Genomic DNA, 16,996 nt, shown 5'->3' with positions numbered 1-16,996 from the left:
GGCCTACTGCAGGATGACGCCCCCGGGCACCATCGCCAGCAGATGCTGCTGCGGCCAGTGGGCGGCGATGTCGCTGTCTGCCAGCCGCCATTGCAGAAATTCGACGTCATGCCGACGGCGGTCCAGCAGCAGGCCGACGACGCTGCCGCTGTGCGCCACGTTGAGACCATAGAGCCCTGCGCTTTCCACCAGGTCCAGCAGCGCGTCAAACCCCGGCTTAGGCAACAGCTGCTGGCTGGCAATGGCGCTGATGGTCGCTGCTTCGCCCAGCAGCTGCGGGTTGCCGCAGTGGCAGGCCTGCTGTACTTTCTCCCACGCCAGCTGCAGCCGGGAGGCGTTTGCCAACAGGCCCGGCTCGCGCGGCAGCTGGTGATAGTCGGTGGTGCGCAGCGTCAGCGGGCTCTCCAGCACTAACAGGTCGAGCGCCGGCGGAGGGGGACAGGCGATTTGCGTGGCGGCGGTATTATGGTCGAACAGCGTCAGCTGGCGAAACAGGGTGCTGTCGGTGGGCTCCAGCGCGACGCACAGGCGCGCCAGCGTCGGCTCATCCAGTAGATGGCCCAGATGATGGGCGGTGGCGACGGCGGTGGCAGCGATATCGGCGGTGCTGCTGGCCATCCCTTTGGCCACCGGGATCGTTGAGTGCAGGGTGATGCGGATCTGCTGGCTCAGCGCTGGGGGGTAGCCCCAGTGGGCCAGCAGCTGGTCGACCATCGCCCGCGACAGCGGCCGCTCGTCTTTTCGCGGTACCCCGGTCTCGACCTCGACGGTGCTGTACCAGTCCACCGGACAGGAGACCAGCTTTTCGCTGCCGAGGATCCAGCCCTGGATAAGTTCTCCGCACGAGGCGGGACATTGTGCAACAGCCACGTTTTCACCTTTCCGCTTACCTTCGCCAGGGCGCATAGTGGCATGGCGACCCGCCGGTTACCATGATTCTCCGCAAGAGGAGGCGCGTCGTTTATGCCGACACCGCCAGCTCGCGCGCCTGCGGCAATGCAAGACGCATGACGTCGCGGGCAATCATTAGCTCTTCATTGGTGTTGATCACCGCCACTTTGACCAGCGCATTATCCGCCTGAATAAAGGTCGCGCTCCGCTGGTTTTTCTCGTCGTCCAGCGCGAGGCCGAGAAAATGCAAATTGCGGCAGATCGTCGCCCGCGCCCGGGCGGAATTCTCGCCTATGCCGCCGGTAAAGATCAGCGCGTCCAGACCTCCCATCTGCATGATATAGCTGCCGATAGTCGCGCGAATGCGTTCGGCAAACAGCGACAGCGCCAGAGCCGCCCGTTCGTTGCCGGCGTCAGCTGCCTGTTCGACGTCGCGGTAATCAGAGGACACGCCGGAGACGCCCAGCAGCCCGGATTCATTATTCAGCAGCTGGCTGAGCTGCTGGGCGGATTTCCCTTCTTTCTCCACCAGCCAGGGAAGAATCGACGGGTCGATATCGCCGCTGCGGGTGCCCATCATCACCCCGGACTGGGGAGTAAAGCCCATTGAGGTATTCACCGATTGCCCGCCTTTGATGGCGCAGACGCTACAGCCATTGCCCAGATGGCAGCTTACTACCCGCAGGGCGCTCAGCGGTACGCCCAGCTTTTCCGCCAGCGCGCTGCTGACATAGTGATGGCTGGTACCGTGAAAACCGTAGCGGCGAATGCCCAGCTCGGCGTAATAGCGCCAGGGGAGGGGATAGAGCCAGGCCTCCGGCGCCAGGGTCTGGTGAAAGGCGGTATCAAAAACCGCTACCGCCGGTACCGCGGGTAACAGCTGGCGAAAGAGACGTATGCCCAGCGCATTGACCGGGTTATGCAACGGCGCCAGCTCCGCCAGGCGCTCGATCTCCCGCAGGGTATCGTCGCAGACCAGCGCGGCGTCTTTGAAGCGTTCGCCGCCGTGGGCGACGCGGTGGCCAACGCCGTCGATCTCCTGCAGGCTGCTCAGGATCCCGCGGCCGGTCAGCGCCTCCAGCAGCAGGGTCACTGCCTCATGGTGATCGGCGATGGGCAGCGTCTCCTGCCATTTCTGTGCCGACGTTTTCAGCGTGAAGCGGGCCTCGGGCAGGCCGATACGTTCGATCAACCCCTGACAGAGCAACGCCCCCTGCGGCATGTTAAGCAGCTGAAACTTCAGGGAGGAGCTGCCGGCGTTAATCGCCATGATTTTATAGGTCATTGATATTCCTCTGCATTCAGGCAGGCGAACAGGTCATCAAGCCCGTCGCCGGTTAACGCGCTGGTGATAAAGATATGTCCGGCGCCCGCCGTCTCGAGCCATGTCCGGACCTGTTGCAGACGGGGCGGGGCGGCCAAATCGGCTTTAGTGATCACCCCGATGACCGGGCGGTTCATCGGGGCGGTAAACCCCGGAGAAAAAGGTGACCAGGGCGCATCGGCATTTAGTACCAGCGCGATGACATCGGCCTCGCAGGCGCTGGTGAGCAGTGCACTGTACAGGCAGCGGTTTTCCAGATATTCCCCGGGGGTATCGATGGCGGCCGGCGTCCAGACGATGGCCTGGGTTTTCTGATAGCGCAGGGTTTCGCCACGCAATACCTGGGTCAGCGAGGTTTTGCCGCACTGGCTGGGTCCGATTAGCATCAGGCGTTTCATGGGCTCAGGTCCGGGTAATTGGGCAGGCGGTGAAGCGCATCAGCTCACCGAGGGTGCGGGTGACCTGCCTGAGCGCGTACTCCACGGCGGAGACATCGCCGGTCAACACCACCGCGCCGGTGAAGCGATCGAGAAAACCGATCTCCACCGCGCCGGACTTGGTAGCGATGTCGCAGGCGATAATCGATGCTTCACTGGGGGTAATGGTAAGAATGCCGATGGCGGAGACCGCGTCCGGCAGACCCAGCTTTTTGAACAGATCTTTGCCAGGATTGGCAATGAGATGCGCCAGAGTAACCTGTTTGCCCGGGACATACTCCTGGATCATGCGTTCGGTAGGGGTTTGCGGTTCCATTATCCCTCCATCAGCTGTTGCCACAGCGCATCGTGCGGTCGCGGGATCACTGCCCGGTGAACCAGTAATCCTTTCTCGCCTGCGCTGTCGCTGGCCACCGTGACGGCGTTGTCGACATCGGCGATATCACCCGCCACCACCATGTAGCATTTGCCGCCGATACCAAACGCCATATGGACCCGCACCAGGGTGACGTTGGCCGCTTTCACCGCGCGGTCGGCGGCGCTGATGCACGCCGCCACGCTCCAGGTTTCGACGATCCCCGCCGCCTGCCGCTGCCCGACCACGTTGAGACCGCTGATCGCCGGTAGTACGCTGGGGTGAATGTTGGCCAGCACCAGGCTGTCCACCAGCATCTCCCCAGCGCGCGCGGTGCCGTCGGCGATTGCCTGCTGCACGGCGCCGACGTCGCCGCCGAGCATCAGCAGGAATTTCCCGGGGCAAAGGGTTCTGCAGAGCAGGAGCTGTACGTTCGCGCTTTTCAGCATGACGTCGCCCAGCTCCATCCCCCTGGCGATGCTGGTCAGTTCTAAAATTCCGATAGCCTGGGTCATGATTAACCTCTTACAAGCGTAATGGCCTGCTCCGTGATGGCGGAGACCAGGCCGTCAATACTGGCGTGCACCGGCGCGCCGAGGGCGTCGGCGGGGATATCCGCCAGCACCTGGCCGCGCGTTACCCGCTCTCCCGGCGCGACGCAGGGCACGGCGCTGATGCCGATATGCTGGCGCAGGGGCAGGGTGACGCAGGCCACCTCCGGCTCCACCGCCGTCAGCGGCGCTTCCTGATACCAGGGATCAAGTCCCAGTTTGCTGATGAGCCGCTTGACCGGCACCAGGCGGTGCTTCGCCATCTCGTCCGCCGGACGCAGCGGTCCGTCGTAGCGCAGGTTTTTCGCCCTCAGCTCACGTTTCAGCAGACGGTTGATGCGCATGGGGGAAATACCCACCGGGCAGGCGACGCTCTCGCAAACGTTGCACTCCGAACAGGTCAGGGCGCTGAGCAGCAGCGACGGGGTGGCCGCCTGGCGATAGTTCACTGCCCGCACCAGCAGATGAGGGGAAAGCTCATGGCCGATCAGGTGCCGGGGGCATAAATCTGTGCATAAACGGCACTGTTCACAGACGGTGCGGGCGATGGCGAGCAGCGTTCGTTCATCCTGCCGCCGTCGCTGGATCAATGGATGGTTGCCCGGGAGCACCAGCAGGCCGCCGGTGGTTTTGGTGACCGGTGTCTCGAGGGAGGTAATAAGCGAGCCCATCATCGGACCGCCGTTGATAAACCCCGGATCGTCAACCGTCGCGCCGCCGGCCAGATCCAGCACCTCGCGCAGCGATATACCCAGTGGTACGGCCAGCGTCAGCGGACGGGCGACGGCGCCATTGACGGTCAACGTCCGGCGAGTTACCGGATAGCCCTGTTCCACGGCTCTGGCGATATTGAGCACGGTCTGCACGTTATTGACCACCACGCCGACGCTGACCGGCAGCGCGGCAGGTGGTACGCGGCGTCCCGTCGCCAGCCAGATAGTGAGCACCTCATCCCCGGCCGGATAGACGTCAGGCAGAATATGCAGCCGGGCCCATTCCGGGAGTCGTGGGGTTAATGCCGCAATCGCCGGAGCATATTTCGCCTTCAGGGCAATGATCCCTTCCCGGGCGCCAGTGGCGGTCATCGCGTAACCCAGGCCGCGAATCAGTCGGTCAGCCTGCTGAGCCATCAGCTGTTGGTCAACCTTCAGCATCGGTTCGCATTCGGCGGCGTTCACCAGCACGGTGTCCACCCGGGCCTGCAGTTTGATGTGGGTCGGAAAGCCTGCGCCACCGGCTCCTACGACGCCAGCGGCCCGAACGCGTTCGCGGATCTCCGCTGCATCAATGCTTGATAGTGGCACTATCGCTTCACTCATTGCAGGTTCTCCAGCAGTTGCGCGATGGCCGCGCCATCGACCGGACGCGGGTTGGTGCGCAGGGTGGCGTCGGCCAGCGTGGCCGGCACCATGGCGGGAATTCGCGATAAGAAAAGGGGATACTTTTCCTGCAGCGCGCCCTTGAGGGTGGGAATGGCGCACTGCTGTTTCAGCGTTTCCACCGCGGTAAGCAGCGCCTGGAAAGCCTCCTGTTCGCCAGCTTCGGGCGGGCAGAAGCGGCAGGCCCTGGCCAGGCGCGCATAACGCTTAGCCGCCCGCGGCTCGCCGGCATTGAAGCGGATCACCGCGGTCAGCAGCAGAGCATTGGCCAGGCCATGGGGGAGGTGAAACTGGCCGCCAAGCTGATGGGCGATCGCATGATTGAGCCCAAGGCCAGCCTGGCTAAAGGCCATACCGGCGAGGGTTGATGCATTGTGCATTTTGCTGCGGGTCGCAATGCAGTCGCCCTGACGAATCGCAACGGGCAGGGCGCGAAACACCAGCCTGGCGGCCTTTTCCGCCAGCGCATCGGTAAAATCGGTGGCCTGCGGCGAGACCCATGCCTCCAGGGCGTGGGTCAGCGCGTCCAGCCCGGTATGGGCTGTGATGGTGGGCGGTACGCTAACCACCAGCGTCGGGTCGATGATCGCCATGTCGGGACAGAGCGCCTCATGGAACAGCGGGTACTTGATCCCTTTTTCCGGGTCGCTGATGACGCAGGCGCTGGTCACTTCCGAACCGGTACCGCTGGTGGTGGGGATCGCCACGCAGGTGTCGACAGGCAGACCGCCCTGCTGGCTGAACCAGACGATAGCCTTGGCGGCATCCATCGCCGAGCCGCCGCCGAAGCCGATCACCACCTGCGGACGCAGGGCCTGCATCTGCGCTATCCCTTTCGCCACGGTGTGAATGGTCGGATCCGGTGTAATATCGCTGAACACGCTGACGCGGTTGCTGGCGGGCAGCGCGGCGCGCAGTCGGTCAAGCAGCGGCGAGCGCGCCAGGAAGCCGTCGCAGACGATCCAGATGTGCTGATGGCTAAAGCGCTGCAGCGCGGCCAGGCTGCCCGGGCCGCTGTAGAGGCGCGTTTGCAGAGAAAAGGTATGCATGGCGCCCCCGGTTAGCGAATGGAAAAACCATTGGTCAACACGCAGCGCCGCAGGCGGGCGAATGTCCGCGCGGAGGTGGTGCCTTCTCCGGTTGGCGTGGCGATGGTGAAGGTGGTAAACCCTTCGCCGCCGACGCCGATTCCCGCGTAAGACGGGCCATTTTTGACAAAAATGGAGGTCTGCAGCGTGCGTGCCGCCAGATTGAGCCGCGAGACATTCTGCGAGTGCATAATGGCGGTGTGGTGCAGACCCTCCTCAACGCGCAGGGCCAGCGCCAGGGCGCTGTCAAAGTCGGCGACCCTGACGATCGGCAGCACCGGCATCAGCTGCTCGCAGGTCACCCAAGGGTCGTTCGCCTCCACCTCGGCTATCAGCAGGCGAGGGGGGCGAGGCGGAACGGCGAGACCCGCCGCCGCCAGCAGCGCAGCCGGGCTTTTACCGACCAGTTTTTTATTCGCCGCGCCGTCGGGCAGGCAGACGGCACGCAGGGTATCGGCCTCCTGTCGGCTCAACAGCAGCGCGTCAAAATCCTGCATCTGCTGGATCAGGCGGTCAGCGACGGAGGCGACGACGAGCAGGCTTTTTTCGGCGATACAGGGCAGGTTGTAATCGAAGGCGGCGCCGCTGATGATATCTTCGGCGGCTTTGACGAGATCGGCGGTTTCATCAACGATGCACGGCGGATTGCCGGCGCCAGCGCCGATCACTTTTTTACCGCTTTTCATGCCCATCGCCACAATGCCAGGGCCGCCGGTGATAGCCAGAACGGCAATCAGCGGGTGGGACATCATTTGCTGGGTGGCTTCAAAGGTCGGCTCGGCAACGGTCACCACCAGGTTACGGATCCCGCTGCAGCGGTAGGCGATCTCTTCGATCCTGGCGATAAGCTTCAACGAGACCTTTTTCGCGCCGGGATGGGGGCTGAAATAGACGCTGTTACCCGCCGCCAGCATGCTGATACTGTTGTTGATAATGGTTTCCGTTGGGTTGGTGCTGGGCGCCACGGCGCCAATAACCCCGAACGGCGAGTACTCAAACAGCACCATCCCGCCATCGCCGGTGAGGGCGCTGGTAGTGAGATCCTCTATGCCCGGCGTGTTTTCAAGAGCGGCTTTATTTTTCAGATATTTATCTTCTTTGTTGCCCATGCCGGTTTCCGTGGCGCTCTCTTCCGCCAGCGTCGCCAGCTCGGGGGCCAGCGTCTCCCGCAGGGCGCTGATAATGGCGCTGCGGGTTTTTAGCGGACACTGCTGATAGCGGAGAAAAGCCTGATGAGCGGCGTCGATGGCGCTGCCGACATCGCAGAAAATGCCCTGCTCTTGCTGAGGGGCAGGGGGCGTCGGCGCGAGCTTTTCACTGAGGATGGTGCGGATAAGGGTTTCCAGTTCTGCTGTATTCATTGATGAGTTCTCACGTTAATGGCCGCCATGGCAGCCTGTGCAATAGCCATATCCTGCTCGACGCTGCCGCCGCTAATGCCGAGGCCGGCTATTAGCTGGCCATCGCGCCACAGCGGATATCCGCCGCCAAAGGTGACGACTTTGCCCTGCAGATGGCTCTCCAGACCGTACAGCGCAGCGCCTGGCTGTACGGTCGTCGCGAGCTCGTGGGTGGCGGTTTTCATGGCGACGGCGGTCCAGGCTTTTTTCGGCGCCAGCTCGCTGCTGACCAGCAGCGCATCGGGCATTCGCCAGGTCACGGTTTCGGTGCCGTGTGCGTCAACGATGCTGATCACCACCGGCACCTGCAGCTGGCGGGCGTGTTCAATGGCCTGACGGATGAGCTGATGCAGCTCGTGAAAGGAGAGCGACCCGGCCTGGGCTTTGGGCGCGTCGGGCGCAGGCGACCTGCTGGCGGCCAGATAGCGGGCCGCGATCTCCGTCACAAGGCGGCGCTGGTGAGCGGCATGATCCTCGCTGCGCGCCAGGGCATACAGGCAGTCAGATAAGCGGTTCAGATAACGCAGCAGTATCTGACGGATAGTAACCTCTGCCCCCAGCTCGACCAGCCGGCGCTCCGCCCGTCTGGCAACGGTGCGGGCCAGGTGCAGACGGCTGGCGGCTTCACAGCGTCCGGGCAATACAAACTGGTGCAGCGCCGGCACGCGGGCCATCTCGCGATCGATGGTCTGCTCCAGCAGGGCAATCTCTTCGCTGCTGATATAGCGCTTACCCGGTGATGGCTGTTCGCTGTCGCTGGCGAGCTCCGCGCTGAACCAAAAAATGTGCTGCTGCAGGGCTTCGAGCAGGGTGCGCTGTTCCTCTTCAGCGACGGCGCAGACGCACAGGCTCAGCATGGCGTTCAGTTCATCCAGGGTGCCGTAGGCTTCGACGCGCGGATGCGTCTTGCTGACCCGCTGGCCGGTAAAGAGTGATGTACTGCCGGCATCGCCGGTTCGGGTATAGATAGCCACAGGCGCCCCCTTAGCGTGAAAGTGAGTCAACAATGCCCACGACGGCAAGATCGATGGCCTCATTCGGGCCGCTGAAAACGTGGCGTGCGCTCGAGCCGCTGCAGAGCAGCACCAGCTCGCCGACGCCAGCGCCAACCGAATCTACCGCCACTTCATCGCCGCTCGTGGGGAGAATCGGACGATCGTCGTCCGCGCTTACCCGGCGCACCAGCAGCAGTTTTTTGCCGTTCAGAGAGGGCGATTTTTGCGTCGAGACGACGGCGCCGGTCACGCGTGCCAGATGCATAGTTCACTCCTGCTTAATCAATTGAACATGCCGCGCGACGGCCGCTTCGCGGGCGAGGGCGGTGATAATGGGACGGCGGCGCAGCACCAGATAGCCGCCACTGAAACGGGCTACGTCGGCATAGGTGAGCACCGACGCGGCGTGAAGCCTGACGGGCTGGCCAAGCGGATCGCTGAACGTCAGCGGCAAGCGGGCGAGTTTTTTTACCGCCAGCGCGGGGAGCAGGGCGGGAAGCAGCGTTAGCTGTACCCGAACGCCCCAGGCCATCGCCTCATGCAGTGCGCAACCGGCTGCCGCCAGCGCACGCTGGCCGGCAAGCTGCTCCAGCAGCGGTAAATCCACCTGCACGATGCGCAGCGAAGCGTGCTGGCACAGCAGGCTGCGGATATCCGCTTCGCCGAGCTGGGCCACGCTGAGCGTGGCCGTGCTGAGGGCGCGACGGCGCAGACGGGCGGCGACCTCTTCGACGATACGCTGCAGCATCGCGTGGTTCATGGCTTCGTCACCAGCGTTGCCCAGGCTTGCGCAGCGTCAGCGCCTGCCGCATTGGCCTCGTCAGTATCGATGTGCATTTCAAGACGCATATCCGGGGCAACGCGGACCGCCACGTTGTCGAAGATAAGCCGCCTGTCGCTGCCTTCGATCGCCACCGCGACGCTATCGCCATGGGAGACGCGCAGGATCAACGCATCAAGTGGCGACATATGAATATGTCGCTGGGCAACAATCGTCCCGCCGCTCAACTCCAGTTCGGCAAAGGGGCTTATCAGGCGGATCCCCGGCGTGCCCTGCAGATTGCCGGACATGCGCAGCGGCGCGGCGATACCGAGGATCCGGGCGTCGGTGCGTGAGATTTCCACCTGGCTGGTCTGGCGCAAAGGGCCGAGCAGGCGCACGTTGTTTAATCGCCCTTTGGGGCCAACCAGGGTCACCGTCTGCTCTGCAGCATATTGTCCCGGCTGCAGCAGCGCTTTTTTCGGCTGGATGGGCTGCGCGGGAAAAAGCCTGGCATAGTCAGCCGCCGCTAAATGGATATGGCGACTGGAGATACCGATTGGAATGGGACGCTGGCGCATCTCATCCAGCACTTTGTTGACTGTCGAAGCCAGCTGTTGTTTATCCATTACGCGTCACCTCGTTTACCGGCGTGCAGGCACTGCGAGCGGGGATCGCCTTTTTGTCGTGGGCAGTGTGGGTCCAGGCACAGGTTGCAGGTCACCCGCTCCGTAGAGTGGGAGGGGGCGTCTGTGAGGGCCGTGTTCTCCTCCGTCACGGCGACGTCAGGCGCTGGTGAAGGCGCCTGGACGCGGGCCGGCAGCAGGCCTTCCCCGGGCCTGGCGATAACCTTCTGCGCTACCAGCCCCTGCTGCCGTTCGGCGAGTTCGGCCCCGGTCATCACCGCCGCCTGGACAGAGGCCACATCACCGGCGATCTTCACCACCATCCAGCCGGAACCGTTGGTCTTTTCCAGGGCGAGCAGCGTGATAGCGGCCGCTTTCGCCATAGCGTCGGCGCAGGTGATGGCCAGGGCCAGACCGCTGACCTCAAGTAATCCCAGTGATTGCTTCACGCGGTGCTCCTTTTTTGAGGGTCAGACGGATTTCGGCAGAATGGCCTCAACATCGCTATGCGGGCGCGGGATCACATGGCTGGACTTGACCTCGCCGACCACGCTGGCCGCCGCGCTGCCGGCGTCAACGGCGGCTTTGACCGCGCCGACGTCTCCGCGGACCATCACGGTAATCAGCCCGGAGCCAATTTTTTCGTAACCAATCAACTGCACGTTGGCGGATTTCACCATTGCATCAGCGGCTTCAATGGCGCCAACCAGGCCTTTCGTTTCAACCAGTCCTAGTGCGTTATTCATACTGCGTTCTCCTGTGGATTAAGCATTTCGATCCCGAAATGGGATCCCTTTGACGAGACGAGCCGCATTGTTGCCAGTGTTTCGCCGGGCCAGCCTGTTCTGGTGATACATCAGCGAAAACAGCGGAGTTGATGCGGGTAAATTTTTGTAGTGCACGATGAGCCGTTCCCGGTCGCAGGCGATGCCTACCTGCAGCGGCGAACGCTGCGCCGCCTGCCAGGCGTGATGGATAAGATCGCCGCCGGTCTGCGGCTGCAGAACAAAAGGAATGCCTTCCTCTTCAATGCCCAGCAGGACATCGCGCCACTGTTCGCTGCATTCGTCAGTAACGGCAATGACGATGGCGGGGGCGACTACGCTACTCTCCATGTGTGCCTCCTTTTTGCCAGGAAAGGAGTAATCCGCTGGCGACCGCATTGCGTGGGCCTTCACAGCCGCGGATGTTGCCGCGCCCGGCAACCAGCCGGTAGTGCGCCAGCGCGTCGGTGGCCAGCTGGGGGATCTCGAAATCGAGGGACGAGCCGCCCACCAGCACCACGAACGGGATGTCGCGAATGTTGCCGGTAGGGCTCACCTGGCGTAACGCTCGCAGGGCGTTGGTGACAAAGACGCGTGATTTGGCGCTACGGCGAATGGCGCGCACTTTCTCCAGCGGCAGATCGCCGGGCAGGGGAACCAGTTCATCCGGTTTCACCACGCAGACGCGGGCAAATACCGTCGGTGGTAAGGCCGACGGAAAAAACTGGACGCTGCCGTCTTCATGACGCAGATGAAACAGGCTTTCGACTTTTGCCAGCGGATATTTTTTGATCTCTTCCGCCAGATAACGGTCCTCAAGCCCCAGCTCGCGAGCGATGATCATCGTGACCATATCGCCGGCGCCGGCCAGGTGAGTGGCGCTGATCTCTCCCTGCGCATTGATAATGGAGGCGTCGGTCGACCCGGCGCCCAGATCGAGGATCGCCAGCGGGCGCGTGGTGCCGGGAGTGGTGAGCGCCCCAAGAATGGCCGCCTCCGCTTCGGCGCCGCCCACCTGAACCGCAATCTGCAGTTTGTGCTCAATTTCACGGGCGATGAGGGCCATCTGCAGGCGATCCGACTTGACCATCGAGGCGATACCCACCGCCTGCTCCAGCGAGAACTCCCCCGCAAGACCGCCGGTCACGCTGACTGGCACCGCCGTATCAACGGCCAGCAGATCCTGAATGCGGATCTCCTGAGCTGGCTTATTGGTAAGCTCCGCCATGGTCTGGCGCACGTGCTCTAGCATGCCGCCGATATTGGTGCCCGCTTCTCCCGCGACGTTGTCCAGTTTGCCGCAGCCGTCAACCGCTTTCATGATGGCTTCCGCCCCGGCGGCTACATCAACCTGTACGCTGCGCCCCTGAGCGATGAGCAGCAGATTACCTGCCGGAATAGCGCGGGCCTTGACGTCGCCGGAGGGGGTTTTCACCACCACGGCCGAGCGGTTGCCAATCAGCGCCCGCGCCATTGGCACGATATTTTTGGTCTCCTCGGCGTTGAGATCGAAAACGGTCGCAATACCGTAGGGGTTGGAGAGCGTTTCGATGATCTTACCGGGTAAAGCGACCTCGACGGCCGCCAGCATGCCAAGTGGAATCCGGTCGATATGCTGAACTTCGTCGATCACCGGTAGCGGTTGCTGTAGCCGGTTATTGACCAGCACGCCGTCATCCTGCTGCAAAATAATGCCGGTTATCTGATAGCCCGCTGCCGTTGCCGCATTGACCATCGCGGCGACATCGGCAAAGTCAAAGGCCGAGGAGACCACCAGAATATAGGGAGTGTCCGCGGAGCAGGACAGCAGCGCCTCTGGTGTGATGGTGATGCCGACCCCCAGTCCGACGCCGCCGGGTGTCTTCGGGTTATGGCCGATCATGGTGGACTCGGTGATGATGGTTTCCGTGATGGTTTCCATCGCCACATCGCCAATGACCGGCGTGGCTTCGTTAATGCGAATAAGCGAAATATCGCTGAGCTGAATGCCGGCCGCTTTTGCCGCCTGCGTTAGCGCCTCCTGGATACCGAACACATTTCGTAATGTGCCTTTTATACCCGTGGTTTCAGCCAACGCGCTGTGGCGAATGTTCAGTACACCTGCGTCATCGACCGTCGCCAGGGCGACTTCTGTCGAGGAGTTGCCAATATCAATGCCAGCGATATAGCGCATGCTTACCCCCTGTTAATCGTCGCCTTTCAGCTTCTTACGCTCGATGTACAGCCCGGCCGCTTCCCGAACAAAGGCGGCACAGAGTCGTGCCTGGTAGCGATGCTCGAGGTCATCAGCGATCGCCAGTAGCTCCGCCTGGGTGGAACGGTATGGGCGCAGGGCGTTGTAGATCTCAAGGATTCGGTCGTCGGGAACCGCGGTGAGCTCTGCGGCCCGCTCAAAGTTCATCGCCAGCCGATCGCGTCCGGCATCCTGGGCGATCGCCGCCTGCATACGCAGCGTTTCCGGAGTGATGCGCATGTCCTGCGCCGTAACGCGATCGCTTAATACGTTCTCCAGCGTCAGGTCATCGAGCGTTTTATTGGTAGCGGTTTTGACCCACTCCGGATGGCGGGTCGCTAACGGGTAGTCGCTAACTTTTGGCTGGCGAACGGTGTCGTTTGTTGGCGCGGCTGGCGCGGGCGTTATCCCGTCCTGTAGGCTGTTCATCCGGCTCAGCACGTCGCGTACCATGGATTCAATTGCGTCGGTATTCATCGGGATATCCTTTGTTAAAGCGCCACGCGCAGTTCCTGCGGGTTTTTGCCCGTCACCACGTATTTGGTCTCTTTAATGTGCAAAATGGCCGACTTCGCCTGGTATTTGGGACGAGCCATCTGATCGTTAAGCGTCGGCACCGGCTGCGGCGACTCGCGTTTGGCGTAGCGCGCGGCGTTTTTGCCAATCTGACGGTAGGTTTCCAGCGTTAGCAGCGGCGCCTGCGGGAAGAGTTCCAGATTGGAAAGCGGCGGCAGGCCACGCTGGTGGATGACGGTGGTGCCTTTCGACTGAATACCGATCGAGATGCCGGAGCCGCTCAGGCGGTTGCCTTCCACTGCCACGAAGGCGACGTCAGAAGACTTAAAGCAGCGGATCACCCGGGCTTTGATGCCTTCTTCCTCAATGCCGGCGATCACTTCGCGCAGAATATTTTTATGCGGAATGCCGACGATATTGGCGGTTTGCGCCAGACCAAACGCTGGCCCGACGGCAATAATGACTTCATCCTGCTGCGTGCCGGGTTTGGCTTCGCCGATTTCCGTCAGGAAGCTGTCGCCGGACACAGGCGCAACGGCGACCGGTGCGGCAGAGGCGACAGAAGCCGCAGACGCGCTAAAGGAGACCGGCTTATCTGCGCCTGATTTCATCTCCACCAGCACCTCTTCGATAATCTGGCGCAGCAGCGTTTCGTTAATTTCCATTTTTCACCCCTTAGCCAAGTTCATTGGGATCGAGCGCGCCCGGGATATTTTTAATCTCTTCCCAGCGCTCGCCTTGCAGGCGGTAGCCTGTTGCCGGACCGGCATAATCGTTCACGTCATTCACGGCCGAGAGCACCTGGCCCTCGCCAACAATGATGGCGGAGGTATGCAGGTAGTCGCCGGTGAGCTTGGCTTTCTGAATATTGAGCATGTCCTGGGCGACATCGGGGAAGCCGCCTTTCGCCAGGGCTTTCACCACCTCCAGGCCGTTGCGGTTCTTGTTGATGATCTCCTGAGCAAACTTGATGTCCTCGACGATATTGCGCTCAGGCATATCTTTTGAACCGTGGGCGTAGGTGGCGGCTTCTACTTCTTCATCCGTAATAGGCGGCAAACCCATGCCGGCAAATACCGCCTGCAGCGCGCGGGCGGCTTTGTTGCGAATGGCGATCACGTCCTCTTCACGCACCGGCCGCAGGCCGCCATCGACCTTCAGGTCGCGCTGGATCACGTTGTAGTCATCGAAGTCTTCGGCATCTTCGTTGGAACCGGCGAACATGTTGTCGTAGTTCGGCACCGCCGAGTAACCGGAGGAGATGAAGTCGGTGCCTGGCAGGAACTGCATCAGCAGACGCGCGGTACGCCGCATATCCGAGTGGGTAAAGGTTTGATCGTTGCTGGAGGCGCACTCCAGATCCAGCGCTGAGCAGATCAGGTTTTCCGCCAGTACGGCGCGGATCCCGGACGGCACGGCGGACGGTACGCCGATACAGCTGACGGAGCCATTCTGCAGGCCTTGCACCCCGGCGGCTTTGGTGATGTAGATGCAGCGCGCTTCGAGATAAAGCATCGATTTGCCTTCGGCATAGCCCATCTGTACTTCAGAACCAGAACCGGAGGTAAAGCGCATTTTCAGGCCGCGCGAGGCGTAGGAGGAGGCGAGGAAGCCTTTCGACCACGGGGTGTCATCGCCATCGGTAAACACCGGTTCCGTACCGTATACCGAAATGGTTTCGGCATAGCAGGTGTGGCCCAGCATGCCCAGTTTCAGCTCGGTGGCTTCTTCCAGCGAACACTGGGTGAGGACGCCGGGACGGCCAACCTGTGAACCCACCAGCAGGGCGATGGCGTTGAACGGCGCGTAGCGCGCCACGGCGACGGTGGTCTCCTGTTCGTCAAAGCCGCGCCATGCGCCTTCAGCGGCGTCGGCGGCAATCTGTACCGGATTATCTTTGATATTAGTGACATGCGCCTGCTGGGACGGCGTGCGGCGGGCGCGCATTTTTTGCATCGCCATCATCATCTCGACCACGTTCATATGCGACACCACTTCCACGATTTTCGCCGGGGTCATCGCGGTAGTGAGCGGCACGATGTCGCTGCGTTTAACGTTCGGGTCGCAGAGCATGTTGGCGAGCTTAACCGAATCCATGGCCATCACTTCTTCGGCCCGGGTGAGATTAATGCCGTAGCGCGCGATAAAGTGGTCAATCAGGTCGAACTGCTCAACCGGTTTACCGTCGAGTTCGGTCACCGCGCCGTTGACGATGCGGATAGAAGGTTTGGGATCGTTAGGACTTTCCATCGCGATAAAGCCCTCTTCAATCCACTCCTTAACGAAACCATCCTGATTCACAGGGCGTTTCGCCAGTGCTTCAAATCTTTTCGATCTCATGAATCAGCCTCGCGGGTATTAAATGTAGGAGGGGCGATCGTTTTTCGGTTCGGCGCCCAGCGTCGCCAGTACGGTTTTGCCGATTTCCCGGGCGGAGATCACCGCCTGGCGCACCGCGCCAGAGTCGCCGGAAATCACCAGAATGGCTTCGTTGCTGAAACTGGTGCCATGGGCCGGTGAGCTGTAAGCCACCACCTCGACGTTGGCTGATTTCAGCGCGGTATCGGCCATCAGCACGCCAACGGACGCCGGGGCGCCGACGATAATGCCGCAGGCGCGGCCCAGTGGGGCGCCGAACGCTTTTTCCAGGGCATAACTGGCGCGCGCGGTATACTGCAGCTCAATATGACCCGCTTCGTTGCCGTAGACATCGCCGAAGGTACGGTCCAGCTCTTTCAGCGCGACCTCAATCCCGCGTTTGACGTCGGAAACATCATTCCCGCCCAGCACAATCAGCGAGCCATGGCCGGCGCCGCCTTTGGTGTCGCGAGGAAGCTCAATGCTGACCACTTCGGTGTTGGTGGCTTTGACCGCTTCATCGGCGGCCATGATGTGCGGCCCGGCGCCGGTGCGGGCGCCGAGGATGCCGATAGAGCGATAGCGTTTTTCGAGCTTCATCGCCTCCAGCAACGCGGCATCCACGTTGGCGATGACCAGCCCGAGGGTGTCGCCAATGGCGGTCCCGACAAATTCCGTTAAGCTGCAGCTTTTCTCTGCCATAGCCGTCTCTCCTGTGGGATGGGGGGTATCGGGAAGCGCCTGCTGCTCTGGCGTCGCCACACGGGCTATGACTTGCGCCATGATCTGTTCAACCAGCTCATTGCTGCTCATTGGCTATTCCCCTTCGGTAAGATTTTTTCAACATCGGTATGGGGGCGGGGAATGACGTGTACGGCTTTCACTTCGCCCACGTGGCGGGCTGCGGCGGCACCGGCGTCGGTGGCGGCTTTAACTGCCCCCACGTCGCCACGCACGATGACGGTCACCAGGCCTGAACCGATCCTTTCATAGCCAACTAATAAAACGTTGGCCGACTTAACCATTGCGTCAGCGGCCTCTATGGCTGCGGTTAAGCCTTTGGTTTCTACCATTCCTAATGCTTCTTGTTGCATAAAGACCTCGCAGGATATGTGCCAGTGAGGGAACTATATGGCGGAGCGGCGAAAAAGAATGGCTGAGTTGATGGTGGAGAGCGAAAAAATAGTGGTTTTTATATAATATAAAATGGATTTATTTTATTTTATATCGTTGTTTTTATTTGATTTTATTGTTTGTATAAATGTGATTATATTGCAATTCATGCTCCGGGTAATGACTCCAACTTACTGATAGTGTTT

At 61.5% G+C, this 16,996-nt stretch carries 21 protein-coding genes; all 21 read right to left on the bottom strand.

Annotated features, from left to right (window positions below):
• Positions 1 to 3 precede the first annotated feature (3 nt).
• Positions 4 to 870 (bottom strand): GHMP family kinase ATP-binding protein, encoded by an 867-nt coding sequence (locus HMPREF3140_RS17055; protein ID WP_004193729.1) that lies wholly within the window; start codon positions 868 to 870, stop codon positions 4 to 6.
• 91 nt (positions 871 to 961) lie between these two features.
• The gene (locus tag HMPREF3140_RS17050) at positions 962 to 2,176 is read right to left on the bottom strand and encodes an acetate/propionate family kinase (protein ID WP_004185484.1); all 1,215 of its coding nucleotides are present in this window, start codon (positions 2,174 to 2,176) and stop codon (positions 962 to 964) included.
• Positions 2,173 to 2,613 (bottom strand): propanediol utilization protein PduV, encoded by a 441-nt coding sequence (gene pduV, locus HMPREF3140_RS17045; protein WP_002915858.1) that lies wholly within the window; start codon positions 2,611 to 2,613, stop codon positions 2,173 to 2,175. The genes HMPREF3140_RS17050 and pduV overlap by 4 nt, the downstream gene beginning before the upstream one ends.
• A gap of 4 nt (positions 2,614 to 2,617) precedes the next feature.
• On the bottom strand, positions 2,618 to 2,968 hold the full coding sequence (gene pduU, locus HMPREF3140_RS17040) for a propanediol utilization microcompartment protein PduU (RefSeq protein WP_002915850.1): 351 nt from the start codon (positions 2,966 to 2,968) through the stop codon (positions 2,618 to 2,620).
• Positions 2,968 to 3,522: a propanediol utilization microcompartment protein PduT gene (gene pduT / locus HMPREF3140_RS17035; protein ID WP_032412303.1), complete on the bottom strand. Its 555-nt coding sequence runs from the start codon at positions 3,520 to 3,522 to the stop codon at positions 2,968 to 2,970. The genes pduU and pduT overlap by 1 nt, the downstream gene beginning before the upstream one ends.
• Positions 3,523 to 3,524: 2 nt before the next feature.
• Positions 3,525 to 4,877, bottom strand: a complete 1,353-nt coding sequence (locus HMPREF3140_RS17030; protein WP_004149613.1) for a 4Fe-4S dicluster domain-containing protein — start codon at positions 4,875 to 4,877, stop codon at positions 3,525 to 3,527.
• Positions 4,874 to 5,986, bottom strand: a complete 1,113-nt coding sequence (gene pduQ / locus HMPREF3140_RS17025) for a 1-propanol dehydrogenase PduQ (RefSeq protein WP_023286837.1) — start codon at positions 5,984 to 5,986, stop codon at positions 4,874 to 4,876. The genes HMPREF3140_RS17030 and pduQ overlap by 4 nt, the downstream gene beginning before the upstream one ends.
• An 11-nt stretch (positions 5,987 to 5,997) precedes the next feature.
• Positions 5,998 to 7,386 (bottom strand): CoA-acylating propionaldehyde dehydrogenase PduP, encoded by a 1,389-nt coding sequence (gene pduP / locus HMPREF3140_RS17020; protein WP_032412300.1) that lies wholly within the window; start codon positions 7,384 to 7,386, stop codon positions 5,998 to 6,000.
• On the bottom strand, positions 7,383 to 8,399 hold the full coding sequence (gene pduO / locus HMPREF3140_RS17015; protein WP_023158846.1) for a two-domain cob(I)yrinic acid a,c-diamide adenosyltransferase PduO: 1,017 nt from the start codon (positions 8,397 to 8,399) through the stop codon (positions 7,383 to 7,385). The genes pduP and pduO overlap by 4 nt, the downstream gene beginning before the upstream one ends.
• A 10-nt stretch (positions 8,400 to 8,409) precedes the next feature.
• Complete coding sequence (locus HMPREF3140_RS17010; protein WP_002915814.1) at positions 8,410 to 8,685, bottom strand: EutN/CcmL family microcompartment protein; 276 nt, start codon at positions 8,683 to 8,685, stop codon at positions 8,410 to 8,412.
• Positions 8,686 to 8,688: 3 nt separating this feature from the next.
• The gene (gene pduM / locus HMPREF3140_RS17005; protein ID WP_004181168.1) at positions 8,689 to 9,180 is read right to left on the bottom strand and encodes a microcompartment protein PduM; all 492 of its coding nucleotides are present in this window, start codon (positions 9,178 to 9,180) and stop codon (positions 8,689 to 8,691) included.
• Positions 9,177 to 9,809, bottom strand: coding sequence for a phosphate propanoyltransferase (locus HMPREF3140_RS17000; protein WP_002915810.1), 633 nt, complete (start codon positions 9,807 to 9,809; stop codon positions 9,177 to 9,179). The genes pduM and HMPREF3140_RS17000 overlap by 4 nt, the downstream gene beginning before the upstream one ends.
• The gene (locus HMPREF3140_RS16995) at positions 9,809 to 10,255 is read right to left on the bottom strand and encodes a BMC domain-containing protein (RefSeq protein ID WP_002915808.1); all 447 of its coding nucleotides are present in this window, start codon (positions 10,253 to 10,255) and stop codon (positions 9,809 to 9,811) included. Before HMPREF3140_RS16995 ends, HMPREF3140_RS17000 begins: the two co-directional genes overlap by 1 nt.
• A 21-nt stretch (positions 10,256 to 10,276) precedes the next feature.
• Positions 10,277 to 10,552: a propanediol utilization microcompartment protein PduJ gene (gene pduJ / locus HMPREF3140_RS16990; RefSeq protein WP_002915806.1), complete on the bottom strand. Its 276-nt coding sequence runs from the start codon at positions 10,550 to 10,552 to the stop codon at positions 10,277 to 10,279.
• 18 nt (positions 10,553 to 10,570) lie between these two features.
• A complete protein-coding gene (locus tag HMPREF3140_RS16985) occupies positions 10,571 to 10,921 on the bottom strand; it encodes a glycerol dehydratase reactivase beta/small subunit family protein (protein WP_004174562.1) in 351 nt (116 codons plus the stop codon).
• Positions 10,911 to 12,743 carry a diol dehydratase reactivase subunit alpha gene (locus HMPREF3140_RS16980; protein WP_070553045.1) on the bottom strand — a complete coding sequence of 611 codons (1,833 nt, stop codon included), beginning with the start codon at positions 12,741 to 12,743 and terminating at the stop codon, positions 10,911 to 10,913. Before HMPREF3140_RS16980 ends, HMPREF3140_RS16985 begins: the two co-directional genes overlap by 11 nt.
• A gap of 12 nt (positions 12,744 to 12,755) precedes the next feature.
• A complete protein-coding gene (pduE, locus tag HMPREF3140_RS16975) occupies positions 12,756 to 13,280 on the bottom strand; it encodes a propanediol dehydratase small subunit PduE (protein ID WP_002915750.1) in 525 nt (174 codons plus the stop codon).
• A 14-nt stretch (positions 13,281 to 13,294) separates the two neighbouring features.
• Positions 13,295 to 13,984 carry a propanediol dehydratase medium subunit PduD gene (gene pduD, locus HMPREF3140_RS16970; protein ID WP_021312848.1) on the bottom strand — a complete coding sequence of 230 codons (690 nt, stop codon included), beginning with the start codon at positions 13,982 to 13,984 and terminating at the stop codon, positions 13,295 to 13,297.
• Between the two features lie 10 nt (positions 13,985 to 13,994).
• Complete coding sequence (gene pduC, locus HMPREF3140_RS16965; RefSeq protein WP_021312847.1) at positions 13,995 to 15,659, bottom strand: propanediol dehydratase large subunit PduC; 1,665 nt, start codon at positions 15,657 to 15,659, stop codon at positions 13,995 to 13,997.
• Positions 15,660 to 15,677: 18 nt separating this feature from the next.
• On the bottom strand, positions 15,678 to 16,490 hold the full coding sequence (pduB, locus tag HMPREF3140_RS16960) for a propanediol utilization microcompartment protein PduB (protein ID WP_002915739.1): 813 nt from the start codon (positions 16,488 to 16,490) through the stop codon (positions 15,678 to 15,680).
• Positions 16,487 to 16,771, bottom strand: a complete 285-nt coding sequence (gene pduA, locus HMPREF3140_RS16955; RefSeq protein ID WP_002915737.1) for a propanediol utilization microcompartment protein PduA — start codon at positions 16,769 to 16,771, stop codon at positions 16,487 to 16,489. Before pduA ends, pduB begins: the two co-directional genes overlap by 4 nt.
• Positions 16,772 to 16,996 lie beyond the last annotated feature (225 nt).

Origin of the sequence: Klebsiella sp. HMSC16A12, from assembly GCF_001808265.1 — a bacterium.
Lineage (GTDB): Bacteria > Pseudomonadota > Gammaproteobacteria > Enterobacterales > Enterobacteriaceae > Klebsiella > Klebsiella pneumoniae.
The sequence above is the reverse complement of the archived record's forward strand: the minus strand, read 5'-3'. Positions and strand labels throughout refer to the sequence as shown.

Coding starts and splice junctions, on each gene's coding strand:
- HMPREF3140_RS17000 (WP_002915810.1), bottom strand. CDS start 9,809: ATGGATAAACAACAGCTGGCTTCGACAGTCAACAAAGTGCTGGATGAG.
- pduQ (WP_023286837.1), bottom strand. CDS start 5,986: ATGCATACCTTTTCTCTGCAAACGCGCCTCTACAGCGGCCCGGGCAGC.
- pduC (WP_021312847.1), bottom strand. CDS start 15,659: ATGAGATCGAAAAGATTTGAAGCACTGGCGAAACGCCCTGTGAATCAG.
- pduT (WP_032412303.1), bottom strand. CDS start 3,522: ATGACCCAGGCTATCGGAATTTTAGAACTGACCAGCATCGCCAGGGGG.
- pduP (WP_032412300.1), bottom strand. CDS start 7,386: ATGAATACAGCAGAACTGGAAACCCTTATCCGCACCATCCTCAGTGAA.
- pduE (WP_002915750.1), bottom strand. CDS start 13,280: ATGAATACCGACGCAATTGAATCCATGGTACGCGACGTGCTGAGCCGG.
- HMPREF3140_RS16980 (WP_070553045.1), bottom strand. CDS start 12,743: ATGCGCTATATCGCTGGCATTGATATTGGCAACTCCTCGACAGAAGTC.
- pduJ (WP_002915806.1), bottom strand. CDS start 10,552: ATGAATAACGCACTAGGACTGGTTGAAACGAAAGGCCTGGTTGGCGCC.
- pduU (WP_002915850.1), bottom strand. CDS start 2,968: ATGGAACCGCAAACCCCTACCGAACGCATGATCCAGGAGTATGTCCCG.
- HMPREF3140_RS17030 (WP_004149613.1), bottom strand. CDS start 4,877: ATGAGTGAAGCGATAGTGCCACTATCAAGCATTGATGCAGCGGAGATC.
- pduB (WP_002915739.1), bottom strand. CDS start 16,490: ATGAGCAGCAATGAGCTGGTTGAACAGATCATGGCGCAAGTCATAGCC.
- HMPREF3140_RS17050 (WP_004185484.1), bottom strand. CDS start 2,176: ATGACCTATAAAATCATGGCGATTAACGCCGGCAGCTCCTCCCTGAAG.
- pduD (WP_021312848.1), bottom strand. CDS start 13,984: ATGGAAATTAACGAAACGCTGCTGCGCCAGATTATCGAAGAGGTGCTG.
- HMPREF3140_RS16985 (WP_004174562.1), bottom strand. CDS start 10,921: ATGGAGAGTAGCGTAGTCGCCCCCGCCATCGTCATTGCCGTTACTGAC.
- HMPREF3140_RS17010 (WP_002915814.1), bottom strand. CDS start 8,685: ATGCATCTGGCACGCGTGACCGGCGCCGTCGTCTCGACGCAAAAATCG.
- pduA (WP_002915737.1), bottom strand. CDS start 16,771: ATGCAACAAGAAGCATTAGGAATGGTAGAAACCAAAGGCTTAACCGCA.
- pduV (WP_002915858.1), bottom strand. CDS start 2,613: ATGAAACGCCTGATGCTAATCGGACCCAGCCAGTGCGGCAAAACCTCG.
- pduM (WP_004181168.1), bottom strand. CDS start 9,180: ATGAACCACGCGATGCTGCAGCGTATCGTCGAAGAGGTCGCCGCCCGT.